Genomic DNA, 20,028 nt, shown 5'->3' with positions numbered 1-20,028 from the left:
GCACGGCCACGGTTCAAGCTCGGTGATCGTTGAAGCGGGCAGGCTAGCGCAGCGCGGCCGCTACGCTAGCCACGTCCTGATACCCGCGATGTAGTCGGCCATTTGCCTGCGAGCCTGCTCTTTATCGCGGGCAATGATCGCGCGCGCGATCTCGCGATGGTATTCCTTGATCCTCGCCACGACGCGGTCGCGGTCCGTTCGGTTTCGCCGATGAAACGTGGAATGCGCAACGGCAAGTTGCAGGACGATGCCGTCGAAGAGACGCAGTGCGGGATCGCCGCAAAGTTCAGCGAGCAGGAAATGAAATCGCAGCAACTCATCGGCGCCGGCACGGCCGTCGAGTTGCGCCTCGGCCTGGACCTGCTTTTGCACGTGTCTCTCACCTTCTTGGTCGAGCCGTTCGATGACGAGATCCAGCACGGCCAGTTCGAACGTGCGGCGCGTCGCGAGAATATCGCGCGGCGCGATGCCCGCATACTCCAGATAGACGCTGACTGCCTGCATCGTCGCGCTCAAGTCCGGCTGGGCGACGATCACGCCGCCTCCGGTGCCGCGCTGCACCCTCACGATCGAGTGGTGCTCGAGCAAGCGGATCGCTCCGCGCAACGCAGCGCGACTTACTCCATGGACCTCCATCAATTCCTGCTCGGAGCCGAGCGGTAGTCCTGCCGGCCATCCCAGATCGATGATGTGCTTCAGCAGCGCCATGAAGAGCGTCTGCGCGCGTGTGATCGGTGCGCCGGTCGCATTGCGCTTGCGGCGCGGCTCGTCAGTTTGGGGCAGCGCAGGCGTCATCGCGGCCAGCATCGAGAGCCACTGCTGGCGCGGGGCCTGGCCAGGATGTCTGTTGTCGCGCAGCTTTTCGCGGCGTTGCGCGGCGAACTGGCTGAAGAGGGCGACGTCGGCCGCCGGGACGACCAGTGTCAGGCTCACCATGCCTTCGGCCTTCTTGCGGGTGCGATAAGCGGCGACGCGTTCGGCAGGCGACTTTGGCATGTCCGAGTTCAGTGTTAAACGCGAACATCGTTCAATATATCGCACACGATCGTTACGTGTAACGAAGCTTTCGTGCGCGAACGCAGCGCGCGTACGCGCAAAGGGCGACGCCGAAGCTGAGCGTCGCCCCGCCGGCATTTCCGCCGGTCACTTCACGTACTTTCGAAACTCAGGCTTGCGCTTTTCGCGGAAAGCATTGCCACCTTCCTTCGATTCGTCCGTGTCGTAGTACATCGCAAGCGCCTGCATCGCGAACGCGCCGATGCCGCGGATGTTCTCGGTATCGATATTGAACGAGCGCTTGGCGAGCGCAATAGCGGTGGGGCTCATCTGCAGAATCTCGTCGCACCACTTCTTCGTTTCGGCGTCGAGTTGCTCCGCGGGCACGACGGCGTTGATGAGACCCCAGTCGAGCGCCTGTTTCGCACTGTATTTGCGGCACAGGTACCAGATTTCCCGCGCGCGCTTCTCACCGACGATGCGCGCGAGGTAGGCGGTGCCGAAGCCCGGATCGACCGACCCGACTTTCGGGCCGACCTGACCGAACACCGCGGTCTCGGAAGCGATGGCGAGATCGCAGAGCGTCACCAGCACGTTGCCGCCGCCGATTGCATAGCCGTTCACGCGTGCGATCACGGGCTTCGGAATGTCGCGGATGATGCTTTGCAGTTCCTCGATCGGCAGACCGACGGTGCCGCGCCCGTTGTAGCCGTCGCCGGACTGGTCGCCGCCCGTGCAGAACGCCTTGTCGCCGGCGCCCGTGAGCACCACCACGCCGATATCCTTGTTCCATCCCGCGAGGCCGAAGGCCTTGATGAGCTCCTCCACGGTGTTGGCGCTGAATGCGTTGTACACCTTCGGGCGATTGATGGTGATCGTCGCGACCCCGTCCGCCTCCTGATAGCTGATGTCCTCGAATTCCATGTCGTATTCCAATGTTGTTGGTTGATTGCGTTCGCGGTGCCGTTTATCCAGCCATCGTCAGACCGCCCGACACGCTGATGACCTGACCGCTGATGAACGCGGCGTCGTCACTCGCGAGAAAGGCCACCACCCCCGGGATGTCGCCAGGTTCGCCCATGCGGCCGAACGGCACGGCCTTCACGAGGGCGGCCTTGATGCGCTCGCCTTTCTCGCCCTGCGCGAGGTTGTCGAGAAGCGGGGTCGCGGTCGGGCCGGGGCAAACGACGTTGACGGGAATCATCTGGCGGGCCATTTCGCGTGCCATCGTCTTCGTGAAGGCGATGAGTCCGCCTTTGCAGAACGAGTACACCGCTTCCATCGAGGAGCCCACGCGTCCCGCATCCGACGAGATGTTGACGACGCGGCCACGGCCACGTTCGGCCATCCGTCGCAGCACGGCATGGTGCATGTTCAGCGGTCCGTACAGATTGATCGCCACCACCTTGTCCCAGAACGGTTTTTCGGTTTGCAGGAAGAACGCACCCATGTCCCAGCCGGCGTTGTTCACGAGAACCTCGATCGGTCCCAGTTCTTCCTCGACTCTCGCCACCGCGGCGTGCACACCTTCGTGATCCGTGATGTCGACGCGGTAGGCGCGCGCCTTGCCGCCCGCCGCCTCGATTTCCGCCGCGACACGCGCGGCGCCTTCTTCGTTCAGGTCGAACAGCGCGACGATCGAACCTTCGTCGCCGAATCGTCTGCTGATGGCGCTTCCGATCCCACCTGCCGCGCCAGTGACGACGACGACCTTCTCCTTGAGCCCCTTCATTGATTCCCTCCGTGATGTGCGAGGCGCTGTCGCGCCAGTTAATCCTTGCTCAGCGCTTCCGATACGGCTTCGCCCCTTCCTGTGGCCCGCGCGAGGAGCGCGCTCGCTTCGTCCGCGCTATAACCCGCTTCGACGAGAATCTCGATGCTGTGCTCGCCGAGATTCGGCGGCAGATAGCGAACGTTGCCGGGCGACTCGGAGAAGTGCACCGGTATCGAGGTCATGACCATGTCGCCTTCGGTCGGGTGCTCGAAGCGCTGGAAGAACCCGGTCTCCTTGATGTACGTGTCGTGCATCAGGTCTTTCAGGTCGCGCACGGGACCGTGCGGCACGTCCGCCGAGGCGAAGATCCCATTCCATTCCGCAGTCGTCTTGTTGCGGATGGCGTCGCCGACGATGCGATAAAGCTCGCTGATATTGCGCATACGCTCGGCCATGTGGCAAAAGCGCGGGTCGTCGAGCAGATGCGCCGCATCGATTGCGCACAGCACGCGGCGCCATTGCTCGTTATTCACGGCGAGCAGGCAGATATGCCCGTCTTTTGTCGCGTAGGGCCGGCGGTGCGGCGAAAACATGCGCGGATAGCCGAGGCCGGTTCCGTCATTGGAGCCCAGCGCACCTTCCCAAAGATGCTCGAAAAGATTGAATTGCAGCATCGTTTCGAACATCGGCACATGGACGAGCTGGCCGACACCGGTCCGCTCGCGGTGATAGAGCGCCATGCCGATCGACGACGCCAGCACATAGCCGCAGAACTTGTCGACGATCACGGTGGGGAAGTATCGCGGCGAGCCGTCCGCGTCGCGGTTCATCGCGGCAATGCCGGTTTCACCCTGAATCACGTCGTCGAAAGCGGGGCGGTCCTTGTAGGGTCCGTCGATTCGATAGCCGGCACCCGACGCATACACGATGCGTGGGTTGCGCGCCCGCACGGTTTCATAGTCGATGCCGAGGCGCTCGGCGGCACTCGGGCGCATGCTGTGCACGATGACGTCGGCGGTCTCGACGAGCTTGAGCAGCGCTTCGCGGCATTCGGCCTGCTTCAGGTTCAGGATCACGCTGCGCTTGTTGCGGTTCATGATCGTATAGAACACTGCCATGTCGGGATTGCGGCCAGGGCCATTCTTGCGGTTCTGGTCGCCTTCGGGCGGTTCGATCTTGATGACGTCCGCGCCCATGTCGCCGAGCAGCTGCGTGGCGACCGGACCGAGCACGTTGATGGTCAGGTCGATCACGCGGACACCGGCTAACGGGCCGGTCGCCGGTTCGAGGGGTTGTTGGGGATTTTCCATGCTCAGGCCTTGTACTCCTTGCCTTTAACGAGCCTGAGCGGCGTATACACCATCACTTCCGTGCCGTCCTGCTTGATCACGCGGTTGCGGGTGCGCACCAGCCCAAGTCCGGGGCGCCCCTTGCTAGGCCTGCATTCGATCACCTCGCATTCCACGTGAATCGTGTCGCCCACATAGGTCGGGCCTTTGATGTCGAGTTCCATGTTCAGGAACGCGAAGCCGACGCCCTGCATGGTGGCCTGCGTGAGCAGCCCTTCCATCAGCGTGAAGACCAGCGCGCCCGGCGCGACGCGCCCCTTGATGGCCGACTGCTCGCGAAGAAACTCGGTGTTGGTGAACAGAACTTCCAGCATGCCGGTCACCGAAACGAAATTCACGACATCCGTTTCGGTCACCGTGCGGCCCACGGTCTTGAACTTGCGTCCAACGGGCAGGTCCTCCCAGTGAATTCCCAGACCAACCGTTTCGATTTCTTCCATTGCCTGTCCTCTGTCGTTGTCGGCTCGGCTGGTAGCTGAGCTGTCGTTGTCAGTTCTTCTTGATGCGGCCTAGCACGCTGTCCGCGACGATGTTGCGTTGAATCTGGTTGGTGCCTTCGATGATCTGCACCACCTTCGCGTCGCGGAAATAACGGTTGATCGGATACTCGTTGGAGATGCCCGCGGCACCGAATAGCTGCACGGCGTCGGTCGCGACTTTCATCGCGACATCCGATGCGAACATCTTCGCCATCGCCGCCATTGGGGCGAGTTCACGGCCGCTAACGCCAGCATCGACGAGCGACGCCGTGCGATAGACGAGTTGGCGCGCGGCTTCGGTCTGGGTCACCATGTCGGCGATCATCCAGCGCACGCCCTGGAAGTTGCTGATGCTCTGGCCGAATGCAACGCGGTCCTGAATGAATTTGACGGTGTGATCGATCGCGCCCTGTGCAATGCCAACCGCGCGTGCGGCCACGATGGGACGGCTCGTGTTGAGCGCCTCCATGGCCACCTTGAACCCCCGGCCGCCTTCCGGCCCGAGACGGTCTTCCGCGCGGATGAAGGCATCGTCGAAATAAAGGGGGCACGACGCCACGCCGCGCGCGCCCATCTTGTCTTCTTCGTTGCCGATCGTCAGACCCGGCGTGTTGCGATCGACGATGAAAAGATTGATCCCCAGCGCCTGTCCTTCCTCGTCGAGCGTCCTGGCGGCGACGAGAATGAAGTCGGCGATATGCGAATTCGTGCACCAGATCTTCGAGCCGTTGAGCACATAGCCGCCGTTCTTGCGACGCGCTGTCGTGCGAATGCCCGAGACGTCGGAGCCGCTTTGAGCCTCGGTAATGGACAGCGCACCGCGCAACTCACCGGAGGCGAGACCCGGCAGCAGACGAGCCTTCTGCTCTTCGGTGCCGCCTTCGAGAATCGCTCCGAAGGGCGTCCATTGCACGACCAGCAGATAGCCCGTGTTGTAGCAAACCCGCCCGAACTCCTCGACCGCGATGCAGGCCGACATCACGCTGCCGGCGCCGCCATACGCTTCAGGAAACGGCAACGTGAAGAGGCCAAGCTCCTTGAGCAGTGCGTACATGTCGTGCGGATACCCGGCCGTACGGTCGATCTCGTCGGCCCGCGGCGCCACGCGCTCCCTTGCGACGCGACGGATGAGGTCGCGGATCTGAAGCTGGTCGTCTGTTAGTTCGTATGTCACTTCGAGCTCTCTTGCTAACGGTTTTTCCGGGCCGGCCCCCGGATTCGTTTCCGGAGTAGGGATACGCCGCCCCCGCCGACCACTCCCTGATCACATCCGAAGTCTTCAAGTTTATGAACAATGTTCGATAAATTAAACGAAGGGCCAGGTGGTCGTCAAGCGCTGAAACCGGCTCACGCGGGTTTGTCCGAGGTGCGCCGGGAATTTGGTCGGGATGTAGTTGCAGCCTTGCGCGGCGGGGCATGGCAGGGCTTTTCCGCCGTTGACAGCGCGCTCCCTGTGCGTTTAATATTTGGAACAGTGTTCGGTTATTTGTTCCATTTTGGCCCGACAGAGCGGCTCGATTCGGCGCGAGCCCATGGCAAAACGATTTGGAGGAGCGGGAATGGACTTTCTTTGTCCTGAAGTCGATTATCAGAAATTCCTGGCCGAGGGCCGCTTGATGATCCAGCGTAGCCGCGGCAGCGGCCGCTATGTGTTCTACCCGCGGGTGGCTGAGCCGGTTACCGGGATGCGCGACCTGGAGTGGGTCGAAGCCTGCGGGAAGGGTACGGTTTATTCCACTACCGTGGTTCGCCAGAAATCGCCCACGCCCAGCTACAACGTCGCAGTGATCGATCTGGAAGAAGGTGTGCGTATGCTGAGTTGTGTGGAGGGCATCGAGCCGGAGGCCGTGAGCATTGGCATGCCCGTGCAGGCGAAGATCGTGTACCGAGGGGATGCGGCATTGCTTGTGTTCGAACCGGCCTGACGCCCGCTAACCCGCAGCCGGCCGTCAACAGCCGGTCACACCGATGAAAGGTAGATCGTATGGAATTCAACTTGCGCGGGCGTACCGCACTGGTGGCAGGCGCCACCTATGGGATGGGGGAAGCACCAGGCTTGTCGTCGCTGGACCTTGCCGCGCGCGCGTCCGTTGACGCGCTCGCCCAGGTGGGACTGACGCCCGGCGATGTAGACGGCCTTTTCGTGTGCACGCCGGACGACATGCTGTCGGGTCTCACCTTTGCGGAATACCTCGGTATTAACCCGAAGTTCACCGACAACAACCGAAGCGGCGGATCGGCGTTCGAAATCTACGCGCACACGGCGGCCATGGCGTTGTGTACGGGACAGATCGACGTCGCGTTGATTGCATATGGGAGCAATCAGCGCAGCGCGGCGGGCAAGCTGGTGCAGTCGTCGCGTCCTTCGCCGTGGGAGAGCCCGTATAAGCCGATGAATCCGGTGTCGTCGTATGCGCTTGCGGCGGCGCGTCATATGCATCAGTACGGCACGAAGCGTGAGCATCTGGCCGAGGTGGCCGTCGCCGCGCGCAAGTGGGCGCAACTGAATCCGGATGCGTATATGCGCACGCCGATGTCGATCGACGACGTGATGGGCGCGCGCCTCGTGTCGGACCCGCTTTCCGTGCGCGATTGCTGCCTGGTGACGGATGGCGCGGCAGCGATCGTCATGGTGCGCGCCGACCGGGCGCGTGATCTCACCGACCAGCCGGTGTATCTGCTCGGCGCGGCTTCGGCCACTTCGCACCGCGAAATCGCGAGCATGCCGGATCTCACGGTGACTGCCGCGGCGGAATCGGGCAGGCGTGCGTATCAAATGGCGGGCGTGAAGGCGAACGATATCGATGTCGCGATGCTGTACGACGCCTTCACGATCAACACCATTCTGTTTCTCGAAGACCTCGGCTTTTGCCCTAAAGGCGAAGGGGGCCACTTCGTTTCAGACGGCGGCATCGCGCCGGGCGGCCGGCTCGCGGTCAACACGAACGGCGGCGGTTTGTCGTGCGTCCACCCCGGCATGTATGGGCTGTTCCTGATGGAAGAATCGATGCGGCAATTGACGGGCCGCGCTGGTGAGCGCCAGATACCCGGTGCGAAGCTGGCGATCGCGCACGGTAACGGTGGTGTGCTCTCGAGCCAGGCCACGGTGATTCTCGGGACGCAGGAAACCCTGTAAAGACACGCTGTAAGACACGCTGCCCGCCAGGGTCACTGTCAACAGCTTTGCATTGCATCGGAGTAAGCGCTAAAGCGCTAACTCTGATCGACAGGAGACGGACAGATGAGCGAAGAGACCAGCGACGATGCGGCAGAGATCGTACAGGTCCGGCAAGACGGTGCAATCGCGATCGTCACATTGAACTATCCCCAACGGCGAAACGCGTTTTCGCTAAAGATGCGTGAGACGTTGTACGCGCAGCTTTACCGCCTGATGCATCACGAGGAAGCCTGCCGTGCGATCGTACTGACCGGCGCGGGCAATACGTTTTGCGCGGGTGGGGACATCTCGGAGATGCAGACGCGCAAGGTGCTCGAATATCGACAGCGCAATGAACTGCCGCTCGATATTTTCAGACTGATGGTCGAAGGCCCGAAAGCGATCGTCGCCGCCGTCGAAGGGTTTGCGTTTGGCGCGGGTCTGTCGCTCGCCGCTGCTTGCGATTATGTCGTCACATCATCGGCCGCGCGCTATGCGAGCGCGTTCGTCAAGGTCGGGCTGCTGCCCGATACGGGGCTTTATTGGTCGTTGTCGCAGCGCGTGGGCGGCGGCCTTGCACGCGAGCTCATGCTGAGTGCCCGGGAGTTCAACGGCGTCGAAGCGGGCGAGACCGGTTTTGCCAATCAGGTCGTCGAGCCCGGCGAGGCGCTGAACGCAGCCTCGAAGGTGGCGCAACAGTACGCGGAACTGCCCTCGGTGGCCACTGCGCACCTGAAGGCCGCGCTCGCGACGGGCATCCGTACGCTCGACGACGCGATCGAAGCGGAAGTCAACCTGCAGCCCATCCTGCGCCGCAGCCGCGAACACCAGGAGGCCGTGGGCGCCTTCATGGAAAGGCGCAAGCCGGTGTTCGTGGCCGACTGAAGGAAGCCAACATGAGCGAAAAAGAAACGGCGGCAAACGATGCGACGTCGCTGATCGAGGTGACCCGCGAGGGACCGGTCGCGATCGTGACGCTAAACAATCCCCGACGCCGCAACGCGATGGGACGTCAGATGCGTCAGTTGTTGCGCGACACGATGCATCGGCTGATGGTCGACGATCCGGACTCGCGAGCAATCGTCCTGACGGGCGCGGGCGAGCACTTTTGCGCCGGCGCCGACATCTCCGAGATGACGAAGCGCACGATCCTGCAAAGCCGCGAGATTCTGGCGGAGTCGTGCGTGGTAGTGCGTGAAATGCTGGCGGGACCCAAGCCGGTCGTGGCGGCTGTGGAAGGCGTGGCGTTCGGCGCCGGGCTGTCGCTCGCGGTCGCGACCGACTATGTGGTGGCTGCATCGAATGCACGCTTTTGCGCGGCGTTTCTGCGCGTCGGCCTGATTCCGGACACCGGTATTCTGTGGACGCTTCCGAAGCGCATCGGCATGGCTCGCGCGAGGGAGATGCTGTCGCTCGCCACTGAAATCGACGGAGACAAGGCCGGCACGTTTCACCTTGCTAACGAAGTCGTCGGGCCGGGCACTGCGCGCGCAAAGGCAATCGAAGTTGCGCGCGGTCTTGCCGACTTGCCGCCGCTCGGCGTGGCGCTGCTGAAGGACGCGCTGACCAACGCCGCGACGACCATGGAAGGCGCGCTGCGAGCCGAGATCGACTATCAGCCGATCCTTCGTCAGTCGAAAGACCATCAGGCTGCCTGCAAGGCGTTTATGGAAAAGACCAAACCGGTCTTCACGGGCGAGTGAGCGCGGGGAGCAATGCGATGAGTAGCGAGCAGAAGGAACAGGCCGCGGGCGCCGACGAGATCGTGCAGGTGCGCCGTCAAGGCGACGTGAGCATTGTCACGATGAACTATCCCGAGCGCCGCAACGCGTTCTCCATGAGGATGCGCGTTGCGCTGACCGAGGTCTTGCACCGGCTGATGCACGACGATCCGCAAACGCGCGCCATTGTTCTGACCGGCGCGGGCGGCCATTTTTGCGCGGGCGGTGACCTGTCCGAAATGCACGCGAGCACTGCGCAGTTGCTGGCGCTTCGTGAGCGTATCGCGGTGGGCGTGCGTCTCTTCAAGCTGATTTATACGGGCACGAAGCCGGTCGTCGCGGCGGTGGAGGGCACGTGCTATGGAGCGGGGCTGTCGCTGGCTGCTGCATGCGATGTCGTGGTCGGTGCCGATACGGCGAAGTACTCATGTGCGTTCGGCAAGGTCGGACTGCTTCCCGACACTGGAATTCTATGGACGCTGCCGCAAAAGGTCGGCGGCAGCAAGGCGCGTGAGTTGATGCTGAAAGGCGATGTCATCGACGCGGCCGCGGCGCGCCGCATCGGCCTGGTCAGCGAGGTGGTCGCGAGCGGCGGCGCGCTCGATGCGGCGATCGTGGCCGCGGCGCGCTTCGCGAGCTATCCGCCAGTGACGCTGGCGCTCCTGAAGGCGAGCCTCGTCAATGCGGGCAATTCGATCGAAGACGCATGCCGCCTCGAAACTGACCTCAATCCGCTGACCCGTCAAACGAGCGACCACGCGGAGGCGGTGACGGCCTTCCTGGAAAAACGCAAGCCGGTTTTCACGGGTGCCTGACGCTGCCATTCTCCGTTGCTGTCTCTACTGGAAGTTCAACGCCTATGTTTACCCCTGACCTGCTGAAGAACAAGCGAATCCTCATCACCGGGGGAGGCACTGGCCTTGGCAAGAGTATCGGCCTGCGCTACCTCGAACTGGGCGCCGATCTCGTCATCTGCGGTCGCCGCAAGGAAGTGCTGGACGCGACGGCCGACGAGTTTCGCGGCGTCGTGGCTGGCGCGCGTGTGACGACGGTGCAGGCGGACGTGCGCAGCGCCGAGTCCGTCGACTCGATGATGGAGACGATCTGGCGGGATGGTCCGCTCGACGTATTGCTGAACAACGCGGCGGCCAATTTCATCGCGCGCACCGAAAGCCTGTCGGCGCGCGCGGTGGATGCGGTGCTCGACATCGTGCTGCACGGCAGCTTCTATTGCACGATCGCGGCGGGCAAGCGCTGGATCGACGCGGGTCACCCGGGCAACGTGATCAGTACCGTATCGACGCCCACGATGACCGGCTCGGCCTTTACCGTGCCGTCCGCCGCGGCGAAGGCCGGTGTTCTCGCCATGACCCGCAGCCTGGCGGTCGAGTGGGGCCCGAAGGGCATTCGCCTGAACGCGGTGGCGCCCGGACTGTTCCCGACGCCGGGCGCATGGGAGCAGTTGTACCCGCCGGGCTCGCAGGTCGAGCCGCAGGAGCGTTCGGTGCCGCTGAGGCGCTTCGGCGATCACGCGGAACTCGCCAATCTCTACGCTTATCTGGCGTCCAATGGCTCCGGCTATATCACCGGCGACCTGATCGTGATCGACGGCGGCCGCTGGATGCAGGGGGTTGGCGGCCCGGCTTTCCGCGCGATGCAGGACTGGACCGACGAGCAATGGGACGCGATGCGCGCCCACGCTCGCAAGGGTTGAACCATGGGTCCGCTTGCAGGAGTTCGAATCATCGAGCTGGCCGGCATCGGCCCGGGGCCCATGGCGGCGATGCTGCTCGCCGATCTGGGTGCGACGGTGTTGCGCATCGAGCGTCGCCAGCCGGTCAAGCTCGGTATCGAGCGTCCGCTGCGCTACAACCTGTTGCTGCGCAACCGAAAGACGATTGCGCTCGACCTGAAAGACCCAGCGGCCGTCGAACTCGTGCTCACGCTGGTGGAGCGCGCCGATGCGCTGATAGAAGGTTTCCGGCCCGGCGTGACCGAGCGACTTGGGCTGGGCCCGCAGGCCTGCCTCGAACGCAATTCGCAGCTTGCTTACGGGCGCATCACAGGATGGGGCCAGCAGGGTCCGCTCGCGCAGTACGCCGGGCATGACCTGAACTACATCGCGATCACCGGCGTCCTCAACGCAATTGGCCGCCGCGATCAGCCGCCGTCGATACCGCTGAATCTGATCGGCGACTATGCGGGCGGTTCGCTGTATCTTGCAATGGGGCTCCTGTCGGCGATCCTGCACGCGCGTAACGGCGGCGCGGGACAGATCGTGGATGCCGCGATCGTCGACGGCACGGCCAACCTTGCAACCACGTTCTTCGGCATGCAGGCTGCCGGAATCTGGCGTGACGGGCGCGGGACGAATATCACGGATTCGGGATCGCATTTCTACGACGTTTATGAATGCGCAGACGGCAAGTGGATCACGGTCGGTCCCATCGAGGACAAGTTCTATCTCGAACTGCTCCGCCTGCTCGACATCGATCCGCAAACGCTGGGTACGCAGCTCGACGCAAGCAACTGGCCCGCCGCGCGCGCACTGTTCGCGCTGAAATTCAAGCACCGCACACGCGAACAATGGACCACGTTGCTCGCGCACACGGACGCGTGCTTCGCGCCGGTTCTGTCGTGGACCGAGGCACCCGAGCATGCGCATCTGAAGGCGCGCGGCACGTTCATCGAAGTGGACGGCATCGTGCAGCCCGCGCCGGCGCCGCGCTTCTCCGCCACCGTGCCCGCGAAGCCGACGGCGCCAGAGGCGCCCGACGCGAGCACGATCGATGCCGCGCTGGCGGCATGGCTCGAACCGGGCCGCGTAGGCGAGTTGAAAGAAGCGGGAACGCTGGCCTGAGCCGCACCCGGCAGGCGACCCATAAGGACCAAACGAGACACTCATGGATCTGCGATATACCGACGAAGAGCTGGCGTTCCGCAATGAGGTCAGAGCCTTCTTCAAGGAAGCGCTGCCGGCCGACATTCGACGCAAGGCCACCTTGGGGCAGCGCTATTCGGCGGCCGACCTGCGCCGCTGGCAACGCATTCTCTACGAGCGCGGCTGGGCGACGCCAGCGTGGGACAAGGCGTGGGGCGGGACGGGCTGGAGCGCGGTGCAGCAATACATCTTCAAGGAAGAGCTGCACATGGCCCCGGCGCCCGAGACGCTGTCATTCAACGTGAACATGATCGGTCCGGTTTTGATCGCGTTCGGCGGCGAACAGCAGAAGCGCCATTTCCTTCCTCGTATCGCGAGCCTCGAATACTGGTTCTGCCAGGGATTCTCCGAGCCCGGCGCCGGTTCGGACCTGGCCGCGCTGCGGACCCAGGCGGTGCGCGACGGGGACCACTACGTGATCAACGGCCAGAAGCTCTGGACTTCGACGGCGCATCACGCGGACTGGATGTTCTGTCTCGTGCGCACGGATTCGAGCGGCAAGAAACAGCAGGGCATCACGTACCTGCTGATCGACATGAAGACACCGGGCCTGACCGTGCGCCCGATCATCACGATCGACGGCCACCATGAAACCAACGAGGTGTTCTTCGACAACGTGCGCGTGCCGGTTGCGAATCGCATTGGCGAGGAAAGCAAGGGTTGGGACTACGCGAAGTATCTGCTCGGCAACGAGCGCAGCGGGATTGCGCGCGTGGGCGTGTCGAAGATGCGCGTGCGTCACGCGAAGGACCTGGCGAAGCGCGTGCCCTGTGGCGACGGTGTGCTATGGGATGACCCGCGTTTTCGCGAACGTGTCGCGGCCGTCGAGGTGGAACTGAAGGCTTTGGAGATGACGCAGATGCGCGTAATCGCCGAGAGCAGCGCGCAGCAGAGCCACGTACCCGACCCGAAGACTTCGATTCTGAAGATCAAGGGTTCGGAGCTGCAGCAACTCGCAGCTGAATTGCTCCTCGAGGTGGCAGGGCCGGATGCTCTACCGCTCGATCTCCACTTCCTGCGTGGACTTGCCGATCCGGTTCGCGAACCCGAATGGGCGCTCACAGTCGCGCCGAATCACTACTTCGCGCGTCATGTTTCGATTGTGGGCGGCTCCAACGAGATTCAGAAGAACATTCTCGCCAAGTCCGTACTCGGACTTTGAGGGACGGGCGAACAGCGGAGAACCATCAGATATGGACTTTGATTTCACCGATGAACAACGCATGCTCAAGGACAGCGTCGAGCGGCTCGTCAAAGACGAGTACGGGTTCGAACAGCGCGCGAAGTATCTCGCTGAGCCGGACGGTTTCAGCCGCGAGCTTTGGGCGCGTTACGCCGACATGGGTTTGTTGGGCCTTTCGTTTGACGAGGAGTACGGCGGCAGCAACTGCGGCCCTGTCGAAACGATGATCGTGATGGAGGCGTTGGGCCGCGCTCTCGCGGTCGAACCCTATCTGGCGACGGTCGTGCTGGGCGGCGGCTTGGTGCGGCTTGGCGGCAACGCGGCGCAACGCGCGGCGATTCTGCCGCGGATTGCGCAAGGCGAGTTGCAGATGGCGTTCGCGCACAGCGAGGCGCAGGCGCGGTACGACCTCGCGGACGTTGCGACCACCGCACGGCGCGAAGCCACCGGCTGGGTGCTCGACGGCGCCAAGCGCGTTGTGCTCCACGGCGGCAGCGCCGATGTTCTGGTGGTGTCGGCGCGCGTGTCCGGCGGCAGGCGCGAGCGTGACGGCATCGGGCTGTTCGTGGTCAGGGCCGACGCGCAGGGCGTGACGCGCCACTCGTATCCGACGCAAGACCGGCTGCATGCGGCCGACGTCGAGTTGTCGGGGGTGCGCGTTCCAGACAGCGACGTTCTGGGCGTGGCGGGCGCTGCGTTGCCGCTGATCGAAACGGTCGTTGCGCACGCGATCGCGGCAGTGAGCGCGGAAGCCGTGGGCGCGATGGCCGCCGCGCACGAGGAAACCGTGGAGTACCTGAAGGTCCGCAAGCAATTCGGGGTGCCTATCGGATCATTCCAGGCGCTCCAGCATCGTGCAGTCGACATGCTCGTCATGGTGGAGCAGGCGCGCAGCATGGCGCTCTTCGCGACCATGATGAGCGAGGAGCCGGACGCGGCGGAACGCGATCGCAGTATGTCGGCGGCGAAAGTGCAGATCGGACGCTCGGGCCGCTTCGTGGGTCAGCAAGGCGTGCAACTGCACGGCGGCATCGGGATGACTGAAGAGTGCAGGATTGGCCACTACCTGAGACGCCTGAGCGTGATCGACATCCAGTTCGGTTCGACCGAACATCATCTGACCCAGCTCGCCAATGCCGGCGGACTGATCGGTGCAGCAGCGTGAGCCGCGCGTCCAGTCAAGAAAACGGAAACCATTCATGAGCCGAATTTCCCCACCCGATCAATATCAGGAACTGCGCGACGCCTTGCGTGACCTCTCGAAGGCGTACCCCGACGAGTACTGGCGCCGCATCGATCACGAGCGTGTCTATCCCGAGGCGTTTGTGGACGCGCTGACGAAGGCCGGCTGGATGGCCGCGCTGATCCCTCAGGAGTATGGCGGTTCAGGTCTCGGCTTGACCGAGGCGTCCGTGATCATGGAGGAGATCAACCGCAACGGCGGCAACTCCGGGTTCTGTCACGGTCAAATGTACAACATGAATACGCTCTTGCGTAACGGCTCGGAAGCACAAAAGCGCAAGTACCTTCCGAAGATCGCTTGCGGCGAACTGCGCCTGCAGTCGATGGGCGTGACGGAGCCGACCACGGGAACGGACACCACGAAGCTTAAGACCACCGCCGTGAAGAAAGACGGCCGCTACGTGGTCAATGGCCAGAAAGTATGGATTTCGCGCGTGCAGCATTCGGACATGATGATCCTGCTCGCACGCACCACGCCGTTGTCGGACGTGAAGAAAAAGTCGGACGGGCTGTCGTGCTTTCTCGTGGACCTGCATCAGGCCATCGGCAATGGGCTGACCGTGCGGCCGATTCCGAACATGGTCAATCACGAGACGAACGAACTGTTCTTCGACAATCTGGAGATTCCCGAAGAGAACCTGATCGGCGAGGAAGGCAAGGGCTTCAAGTACATCCTCGACGGACTGAACGCCGAGCGCGCACTGATCGCGGCCGAGTGCATCGGCGACGGCTACTGGTTCGTCGAGCGCGCGTCGAAGTACGCCAGCGAGCGTATCGTGTTCGACCGGCCCATCGGCATGAACCAGGGCATCCAGTTCCCGATCGCCGAGGCCTACATCGACGTGCGCGCGGCGGATCTGATGCGCTACAAGGCCTGCGAACTGTTCGACAATCATCAGCCGTGCGGCGCGGAAGCGAACATGGCGAAGCATCTCGCGGCCACGGCTTCGTGGAAAGCGGCGAATGCCTGTCTGCAGACCCATGGCGGCTTCGGTTTCGCCTGCGAATACGATGTCGAGCGCAAGTTCCGCGAAACCCGGCTCTATCAGGTGGCGCCGATTTCGACGAACCTGATTCTGTCCTACGTCGCCGAGCACGTGCTCGACCTGCCGCGTTCATTCTGAGCTTTGGAGGGATCTGATGCGCTTCGAGACCATTCTGTACGACGTCAAGGACCGTGTAGCGACGATCACGCTGAACCGTCCGGAACACATGAACACCTGGAACGACCAGGTGGCGACCGAAGTGTACGAGGCGATGCAGGCGGCGGGCTCGGACCATGGCGTGCGCGTGATCGTTTTCACCGGCGCGGGCAAGGCGTTTTGCGCGGGCGGCGATATCCACAGCTTCGGCGGCGACCCCGCCGCGCTGATGACGAAGTTGCCGCGCCCGTTCGACATGCGCAAGCGCGCCGACTGGCAGACGCGCTGCTCGTATTACCCGGCCATACCGAAGCCGGTGATCGCGATGCTCAACGGCGCGACCGTCGGCATTGGGCTGATTCACGCGCTCTTCTGCGACATCCGGTTTGCGTCGGAAGACGCCACCATGACGACAGCATTCGCGCGCCGCGGTCTGAGCGCGGAGTACGGCATGGCCTGGATACTCGCACGCCACGTAGGCCAGGCGCATGCGCTCGACCTGCTGCTGTCGGGACGCAAGATCAAGGGGCGCGAAGCCGAACGGATGGGACTCGTGAATCGGGCAATTCCGGCGGACAAACTGGCCGAGCAGACCTACGCCTACGCGCGAGAAATGGCCGAGTACTGCTCACCGCGCTCGATGCGCATCATGAAGGAACAGGTCTGGGAGGTGCCGTTCCAGACGCCCCATGAGGCGGTGATGCACGCCGGGTTGGACATGCCGATCGCCAACCAGGGCGATGACTACAAGGAAGGCATGGCGAGCTTCCTGGAGAAGCGCAAGCCCAACTTCACCGACTACTGAGCACATACAGGACTGCCTCATGCTGAACTACGAAGTCGTCAAGAACTGGCCTATCGAAGATGTCACGCAGACGTACAGCGAGCGCGACGTGATGCTGTACTCGCTGGGTCTCGGACTGGGCGCAGACCCGCTGGACGCCGAACAACTGCGCTACGTTTACGAAAAGGACCTGCAAGCGATGCCGACCTGCGCGGCCGCGTTCGCGTGGCCGAAATCGTGGATGCGCGATCCGCGCACGGGCATCGACTACCTGAAGCTCGTGCACGGTGAGCAGGACGTTCGTTTCGTGCGTCCGATGCCGGTTGCAGCGACCATCGTCAGCAAGACGCGCGTGAGCCGCATCTCGGACAAGGGCGCAGGCAAGGGCGCGATCGTCGAGCTCAAGCGTGACATCATCGACGCCTCGACGGGCGAGCAACTCGCCGAAGTGCGACAGGTGTCCTTTCTGCGCGGCGACGGCGGGTTCAGTGCGGAGTCGGGCACGAGCGATGCGCCGCCCGAAGCGCTTCCCGCTGTGCCGGAGCGCGCACCGGATGCGGAGTACGTCTTTTCGACCGGTGCCCACGCTGCGTTGATCTATCGCCTGTCGGGTGATGCCAACCCGCTGCATGCGGACCCGGAGGTGGCGTCGAAGGCCGGCTTCAGCCGGCCCATTCTTCACGGCCTCGCGACCTACGGTATGGCGGGTTATGCGGCGATCCGCACGTTCGCGGGCAACGATGCAGCGCGTCTGAAGCGACTCGCCTTGCGGTTGACTTCGCCGGTATACCCGGGCGAAGAAGTGCGTTTTCAGTTCTGGCGGGACAGTGACACGCGCCTGCATCTGCGCGCGCGCGTCGACGCACGCGATGTGGCAGTGCTGAACAACGGTATCGTGGAAATCGCCTGAATCCGCGCCCGGCGGCGCCAATGCGCTTTGCCGGGCCGCGACTGGAGCCTGACGATGGACCTGAAAGAGAGTCCCGCCGACAAGGAATTTCGCGCCACGGTGCGCGAATTCGTCGCGACACATTTGCCCGACGAGATTCGTGAACGGGTGCTGAACTTCCGCCATGTGCCACGCGAAGACTATGTGCGCTGGCAACGCATTCTGGCTGACAACGGATGGGGCGCCCCGGCGTGGCCGGCGCAGTTCGGCGGCGCCGCGTGGAACGCCGCGCAGCGCAACATTTTCGACGAGGAATGCTTCACCGCCGGCGCGCCGCGCCAGATGCCGTTCGGCCTTTCGATGGTTGGACCCGTGATCCAGAAATTCGGCACCGACGCACAGCGCGAACGGTTCCTGCCGCGCATCATCTCGATGGCAGACTGGTGGTGTCAGGGTTACTCCGAGCCGGGAGCGGGGTCCGATCTGGCGTCGCTCAAGACTCGTGCGGACCGGGTCGAGCGCGACAGTCAATCGTTTTACGTCGTCAACGGCCAGAAGATCTGGACCTCGTTCGCGCAATGGGCGAACTGGATTTTCTGCCTTGTCCGCACCGATGGCAGCGGCCGGCCACAGGAGGGTATCTCGTTCCTGCTGATCGATATGGCGACGCCGGGTATCACTGTCAGACCCATCCGCACGCTCGATGGCGGCCACGACGTCAACGAAGTGTTCTTCGACAATGTGGAAGTGCCGGTGAGCAATCTCGTCGGCGAAGAGCATCGCGGCTGGTCGATCGCCAAGTATCTGCTCGGGCACGAGCGAACCAACATCGCCGGGCTTGGCAACTGCAAGCGTTTCATGCGGCGTCTGAAGGAGATTGCCAGCACCGAGCGTAAGCACGGCAAGCCGCTCATCGAGGACCTCCGCTTTCGCGATCGCATTGCCAGGGTGGAAATCGATTTGATCGCTCACGAATGGTCGCTTCTGCGCGTCGTCTCGGCCGAGACCGCGGGACGTCCTATCGGACCGGAAGCTTCGGTGCTGAAGATCCGCGGGTCCGAGATTCAGCAGGAGTTGACGGAGCTGATCATGGAGTGCGCAGGCCCCTATGCGGTGCCCTTTGTGAGCGCAGCGCTGGAGGCCGACTGGCGCGGCGAAACCGCGAACGGCGAGCTGCTCAACGCGCTGGCCGCGCATTATCTGGACTGGCGGAAGATTTCGATCTACGGCGGTTCGACGGAAGTGCAGAAAAACATCATCGCCAAACAGGCGCTCGGCATCTGAGGACACGCCATGGACTTCACGCTGGTTGAAGAGCAACAGATGCTGGCCGACGTCGTCGGCCGTTTCGTCGAAAAGGAGTACGACTTCGAGGCGAGGCGCCGTCTCGCCGCCACTCCCGAGGGCTGGTCGACTGCGCACTGGTCTACGCTCGCCGAAATGGGCGTGTTGGCGCTGAACGTGCCGCAGGATCATGGCGGCCTCGACACGGGCCCGGTCGAGACCATGCTCGTGATGGAGGCCTTCGGGCGTGGACTCGTACTGGAGCCGTTCGTTTCGACGGCCGTAATCGGCGCGAAGCTGATCGGGCGCGCGGGACACGAGGCGCGCAAGGCGGCGTGGCTGGCTGGTATCGCGGACGGCAGCCTGAAGACCGCGCTGGCGACGCTTGAACCGGGCGCGCGTTTCGATTTGTGGAATGTTGCGATGAGGGCCGAGCCAACGCCCGACGGGTTCATCCTGAATGGGCGCAAAGGCGTCGTACTGCATGGCGATAGCGCGGACCTTCTGCTGGTTTCGGCGCGCACCGCAGGCGAGCAGACCGACAAGCACGGCATCACGCTGTTCGCGGTCGATGCGCGAACGCAAGGCGTCAGCGTCAAAGGTTTTCCGGCACTCGACGGGCAGCGTGTCGCCGAGGTGGTGCTGGACGGCGTGCGCGTCGATGCACAGGCTGTGATCGGCGCCATCGATCAGGGCTATCCCTTGCTCGAGTGGACCGTCGATCAAGGCATTTTCGCGCTGTGCGCGGAAGCGGTGGGCGCGATGTCGCGGCTGACCGATCTGACCTTTGAATACCTGCGCACGCGAAAGCAGTTCGGTTCGCCGATCGGCAAGTTCCAGGCGCTGCAGCATCGCGCCGCCGATATTTTGACGGCCGTAGAGCAGGCGAGATCGATGGTCTACTTTGCCGCGGCGAAACTTGGCGATGACGACGAGCTGGAAGCCCATCGTGCTGTGACTGCCGCAAAGGCGCTGATTGGCCGTAGTGCACGCTTCGTCGCGCAGCAAGCGGTGCAACTGCACGGCGGGATGGGCATGACGGACGAACTGGCGGTGGGGTGGTACGTGAAGCGGCTCACCTGCATCGACATGACTTGGGGAAACACCGAACACCATATCGAGCTGTACGGCGCGTTCCTCTAATTGC

General features: G+C 63.3%; 20 protein-coding genes. 14 read left to right on the top strand and 6 right to left on the bottom strand.

Translation table 11 applies throughout. The features are described from left to right. Window positions 1-60 precede the first annotated feature (60 nt). The 6 genes from F6X42_RS07625 to F6X42_RS07600 all read right to left on the bottom strand — a co-directional run bounded on the left by F6X42_RS07625 (window position 61) and on the right by F6X42_RS07600 (window position 5,712). Window positions 61-996 (bottom strand): FadR/GntR family transcriptional regulator, encoded by a 936-nt coding sequence (locus tag F6X42_RS07625; protein WP_187633606.1) that lies wholly within the window; start codon window positions 994-996, stop codon window positions 61-63. A 147-nt stretch (window positions 997-1,143) separates the two neighbouring features. After that, window positions 1,144-1,920, bottom strand: coding sequence for an enoyl-CoA hydratase-related protein (locus F6X42_RS07620; protein ID WP_187633605.1), 777 nt, complete (start codon window positions 1,918-1,920; stop codon window positions 1,144-1,146). Window positions 1,921-1,963: 43 nt separating this feature from the next. Continuing rightward, window positions 1,964-2,728, bottom strand: coding sequence for a glucose 1-dehydrogenase (locus F6X42_RS07615; RefSeq protein WP_187633604.1), 765 nt, complete (start codon window positions 2,726-2,728; stop codon window positions 1,964-1,966). A 38-nt stretch (window positions 2,729-2,766) separates the two neighbouring features. Then, on the bottom strand, window positions 2,767-4,020 hold the full coding sequence (locus tag F6X42_RS07610; protein WP_187633603.1) for a CaiB/BaiF CoA transferase family protein: 1,254 nt from the start codon (window positions 4,018-4,020) through the stop codon (window positions 2,767-2,769). 2 nt (window positions 4,021-4,022) lie between these two features. Further along, entirely contained in the window at window positions 4,023-4,499 is a 477-nt protein-coding gene (locus F6X42_RS07605) for a MaoC family dehydratase (protein WP_090870024.1), read from the bottom strand. A 49-nt stretch (window positions 4,500-4,548) separates the two neighbouring features. Next, window positions 4,549-5,712: an acyl-CoA dehydrogenase family protein gene (locus F6X42_RS07600; RefSeq protein ID WP_187633602.1), complete on the bottom strand. Its 1,164-nt coding sequence runs from the start codon at window positions 5,710-5,712 to the stop codon at window positions 4,549-4,551. Between the two features lie 385 nt (window positions 5,713-6,097). Between F6X42_RS07600 and F6X42_RS07595 the strand changes: the two genes are divergently transcribed. The 14 genes from F6X42_RS07595 to F6X42_RS07530 all read left to right on the top strand — a co-directional run bounded on the left by F6X42_RS07595 (window position 6,098) and on the right by F6X42_RS07530 (window position 20,024). Continuing rightward, a complete protein-coding gene (locus F6X42_RS07595; RefSeq protein ID WP_187633601.1) occupies window positions 6,098-6,463 on the top strand; it encodes a Zn-ribbon domain-containing OB-fold protein in 366 nt (121 codons plus the stop codon). Window positions 6,464-6,522: 59 nt separating this feature from the next. Beyond that, entirely contained in the window at window positions 6,523-7,674 is a 1,152-nt protein-coding gene (locus F6X42_RS07590; protein ID WP_187633600.1) for a thiolase family protein, read from the top strand. A gap of 105 nt (window positions 7,675-7,779) precedes the next feature. Further along, entirely contained in the window at window positions 7,780-8,580 is an 801-nt protein-coding gene (locus tag F6X42_RS07585; protein WP_187633599.1) for an enoyl-CoA hydratase/isomerase family protein, read from the top strand. 11 nt (window positions 8,581-8,591) lie between these two features. Then, window positions 8,592-9,398 (top strand): enoyl-CoA hydratase/isomerase family protein, encoded by an 807-nt coding sequence (locus F6X42_RS07580; RefSeq protein WP_187633598.1) that lies wholly within the window; start codon window positions 8,592-8,594, stop codon window positions 9,396-9,398. A 17-nt stretch (window positions 9,399-9,415) separates the two neighbouring features. Beyond that, entirely contained in the window at window positions 9,416-10,231 is an 816-nt protein-coding gene (locus tag F6X42_RS07575; protein ID WP_187633597.1) for an enoyl-CoA hydratase/isomerase family protein, read from the top strand. 44 nt (window positions 10,232-10,275) lie between these two features. Continuing rightward, on the top strand, window positions 10,276-11,130 hold the full coding sequence (locus F6X42_RS07570; RefSeq protein ID WP_187633596.1) for an SDR family oxidoreductase: 855 nt from the start codon (window positions 10,276-10,278) through the stop codon (window positions 11,128-11,130). Window positions 11,131-11,133: 3 nt separating this feature from the next. Next, a complete protein-coding gene (locus F6X42_RS07565; RefSeq protein ID WP_187633595.1) occupies window positions 11,134-12,276 on the top strand; it encodes a CaiB/BaiF CoA transferase family protein in 1,143 nt (380 codons plus the stop codon). A gap of 43 nt (window positions 12,277-12,319) precedes the next feature. Beyond that, window positions 12,320-13,519 (top strand): acyl-CoA dehydrogenase family protein, encoded by a 1,200-nt coding sequence (locus tag F6X42_RS07560; RefSeq protein WP_187633594.1) that lies wholly within the window; start codon window positions 12,320-12,322, stop codon window positions 13,517-13,519. A gap of 31 nt (window positions 13,520-13,550) precedes the next feature. Continuing rightward, window positions 13,551-14,705 carry an acyl-CoA dehydrogenase family protein gene (locus F6X42_RS07555; RefSeq protein WP_187633593.1) on the top strand — a complete coding sequence of 385 codons (1,155 nt, stop codon included), beginning with the start codon at window positions 13,551-13,553 and terminating at the stop codon, window positions 14,703-14,705. A 34-nt stretch (window positions 14,706-14,739) separates the two neighbouring features. Further along, window positions 14,740-15,906 carry an acyl-CoA dehydrogenase family protein gene (locus F6X42_RS07550; protein ID WP_187633592.1) on the top strand — a complete coding sequence of 389 codons (1,167 nt, stop codon included), beginning with the start codon at window positions 14,740-14,742 and terminating at the stop codon, window positions 15,904-15,906. 16 nt (window positions 15,907-15,922) lie between these two features. Then, window positions 15,923-16,729 (top strand): enoyl-CoA hydratase, encoded by an 807-nt coding sequence (locus F6X42_RS07545; RefSeq protein ID WP_187633591.1) that lies wholly within the window; start codon window positions 15,923-15,925, stop codon window positions 16,727-16,729. A gap of 19 nt (window positions 16,730-16,748) precedes the next feature. After that, window positions 16,749-17,618 (top strand): MaoC/PaaZ C-terminal domain-containing protein, encoded by an 870-nt coding sequence (locus F6X42_RS07540; protein WP_187633590.1) that lies wholly within the window; start codon window positions 16,749-16,751, stop codon window positions 17,616-17,618. 54 nt (window positions 17,619-17,672) lie between these two features. After that, window positions 17,673-18,881: an acyl-CoA dehydrogenase family protein gene (locus F6X42_RS07535; protein WP_187633589.1), complete on the top strand. Its 1,209-nt coding sequence runs from the start codon at window positions 17,673-17,675 to the stop codon at window positions 18,879-18,881. A gap of 9 nt (window positions 18,882-18,890) precedes the next feature. Beyond that, window positions 18,891-20,024 (top strand): acyl-CoA dehydrogenase family protein, encoded by a 1,134-nt coding sequence (locus F6X42_RS07530; RefSeq protein ID WP_187633588.1) that lies wholly within the window; start codon window positions 18,891-18,893, stop codon window positions 20,022-20,024. Window positions 20,025-20,028: the final 4 nt, after the last annotated feature.

This window comes from Paraburkholderia podalyriae (assembly GCF_014397785.1).
Taxonomy (GTDB): domain Bacteria; phylum Pseudomonadota; class Gammaproteobacteria; order Burkholderiales; family Burkholderiaceae; genus Paraburkholderia; species Paraburkholderia podalyriae.
This window is presented reverse-complemented; position numbering and strand designations above follow the sequence as displayed.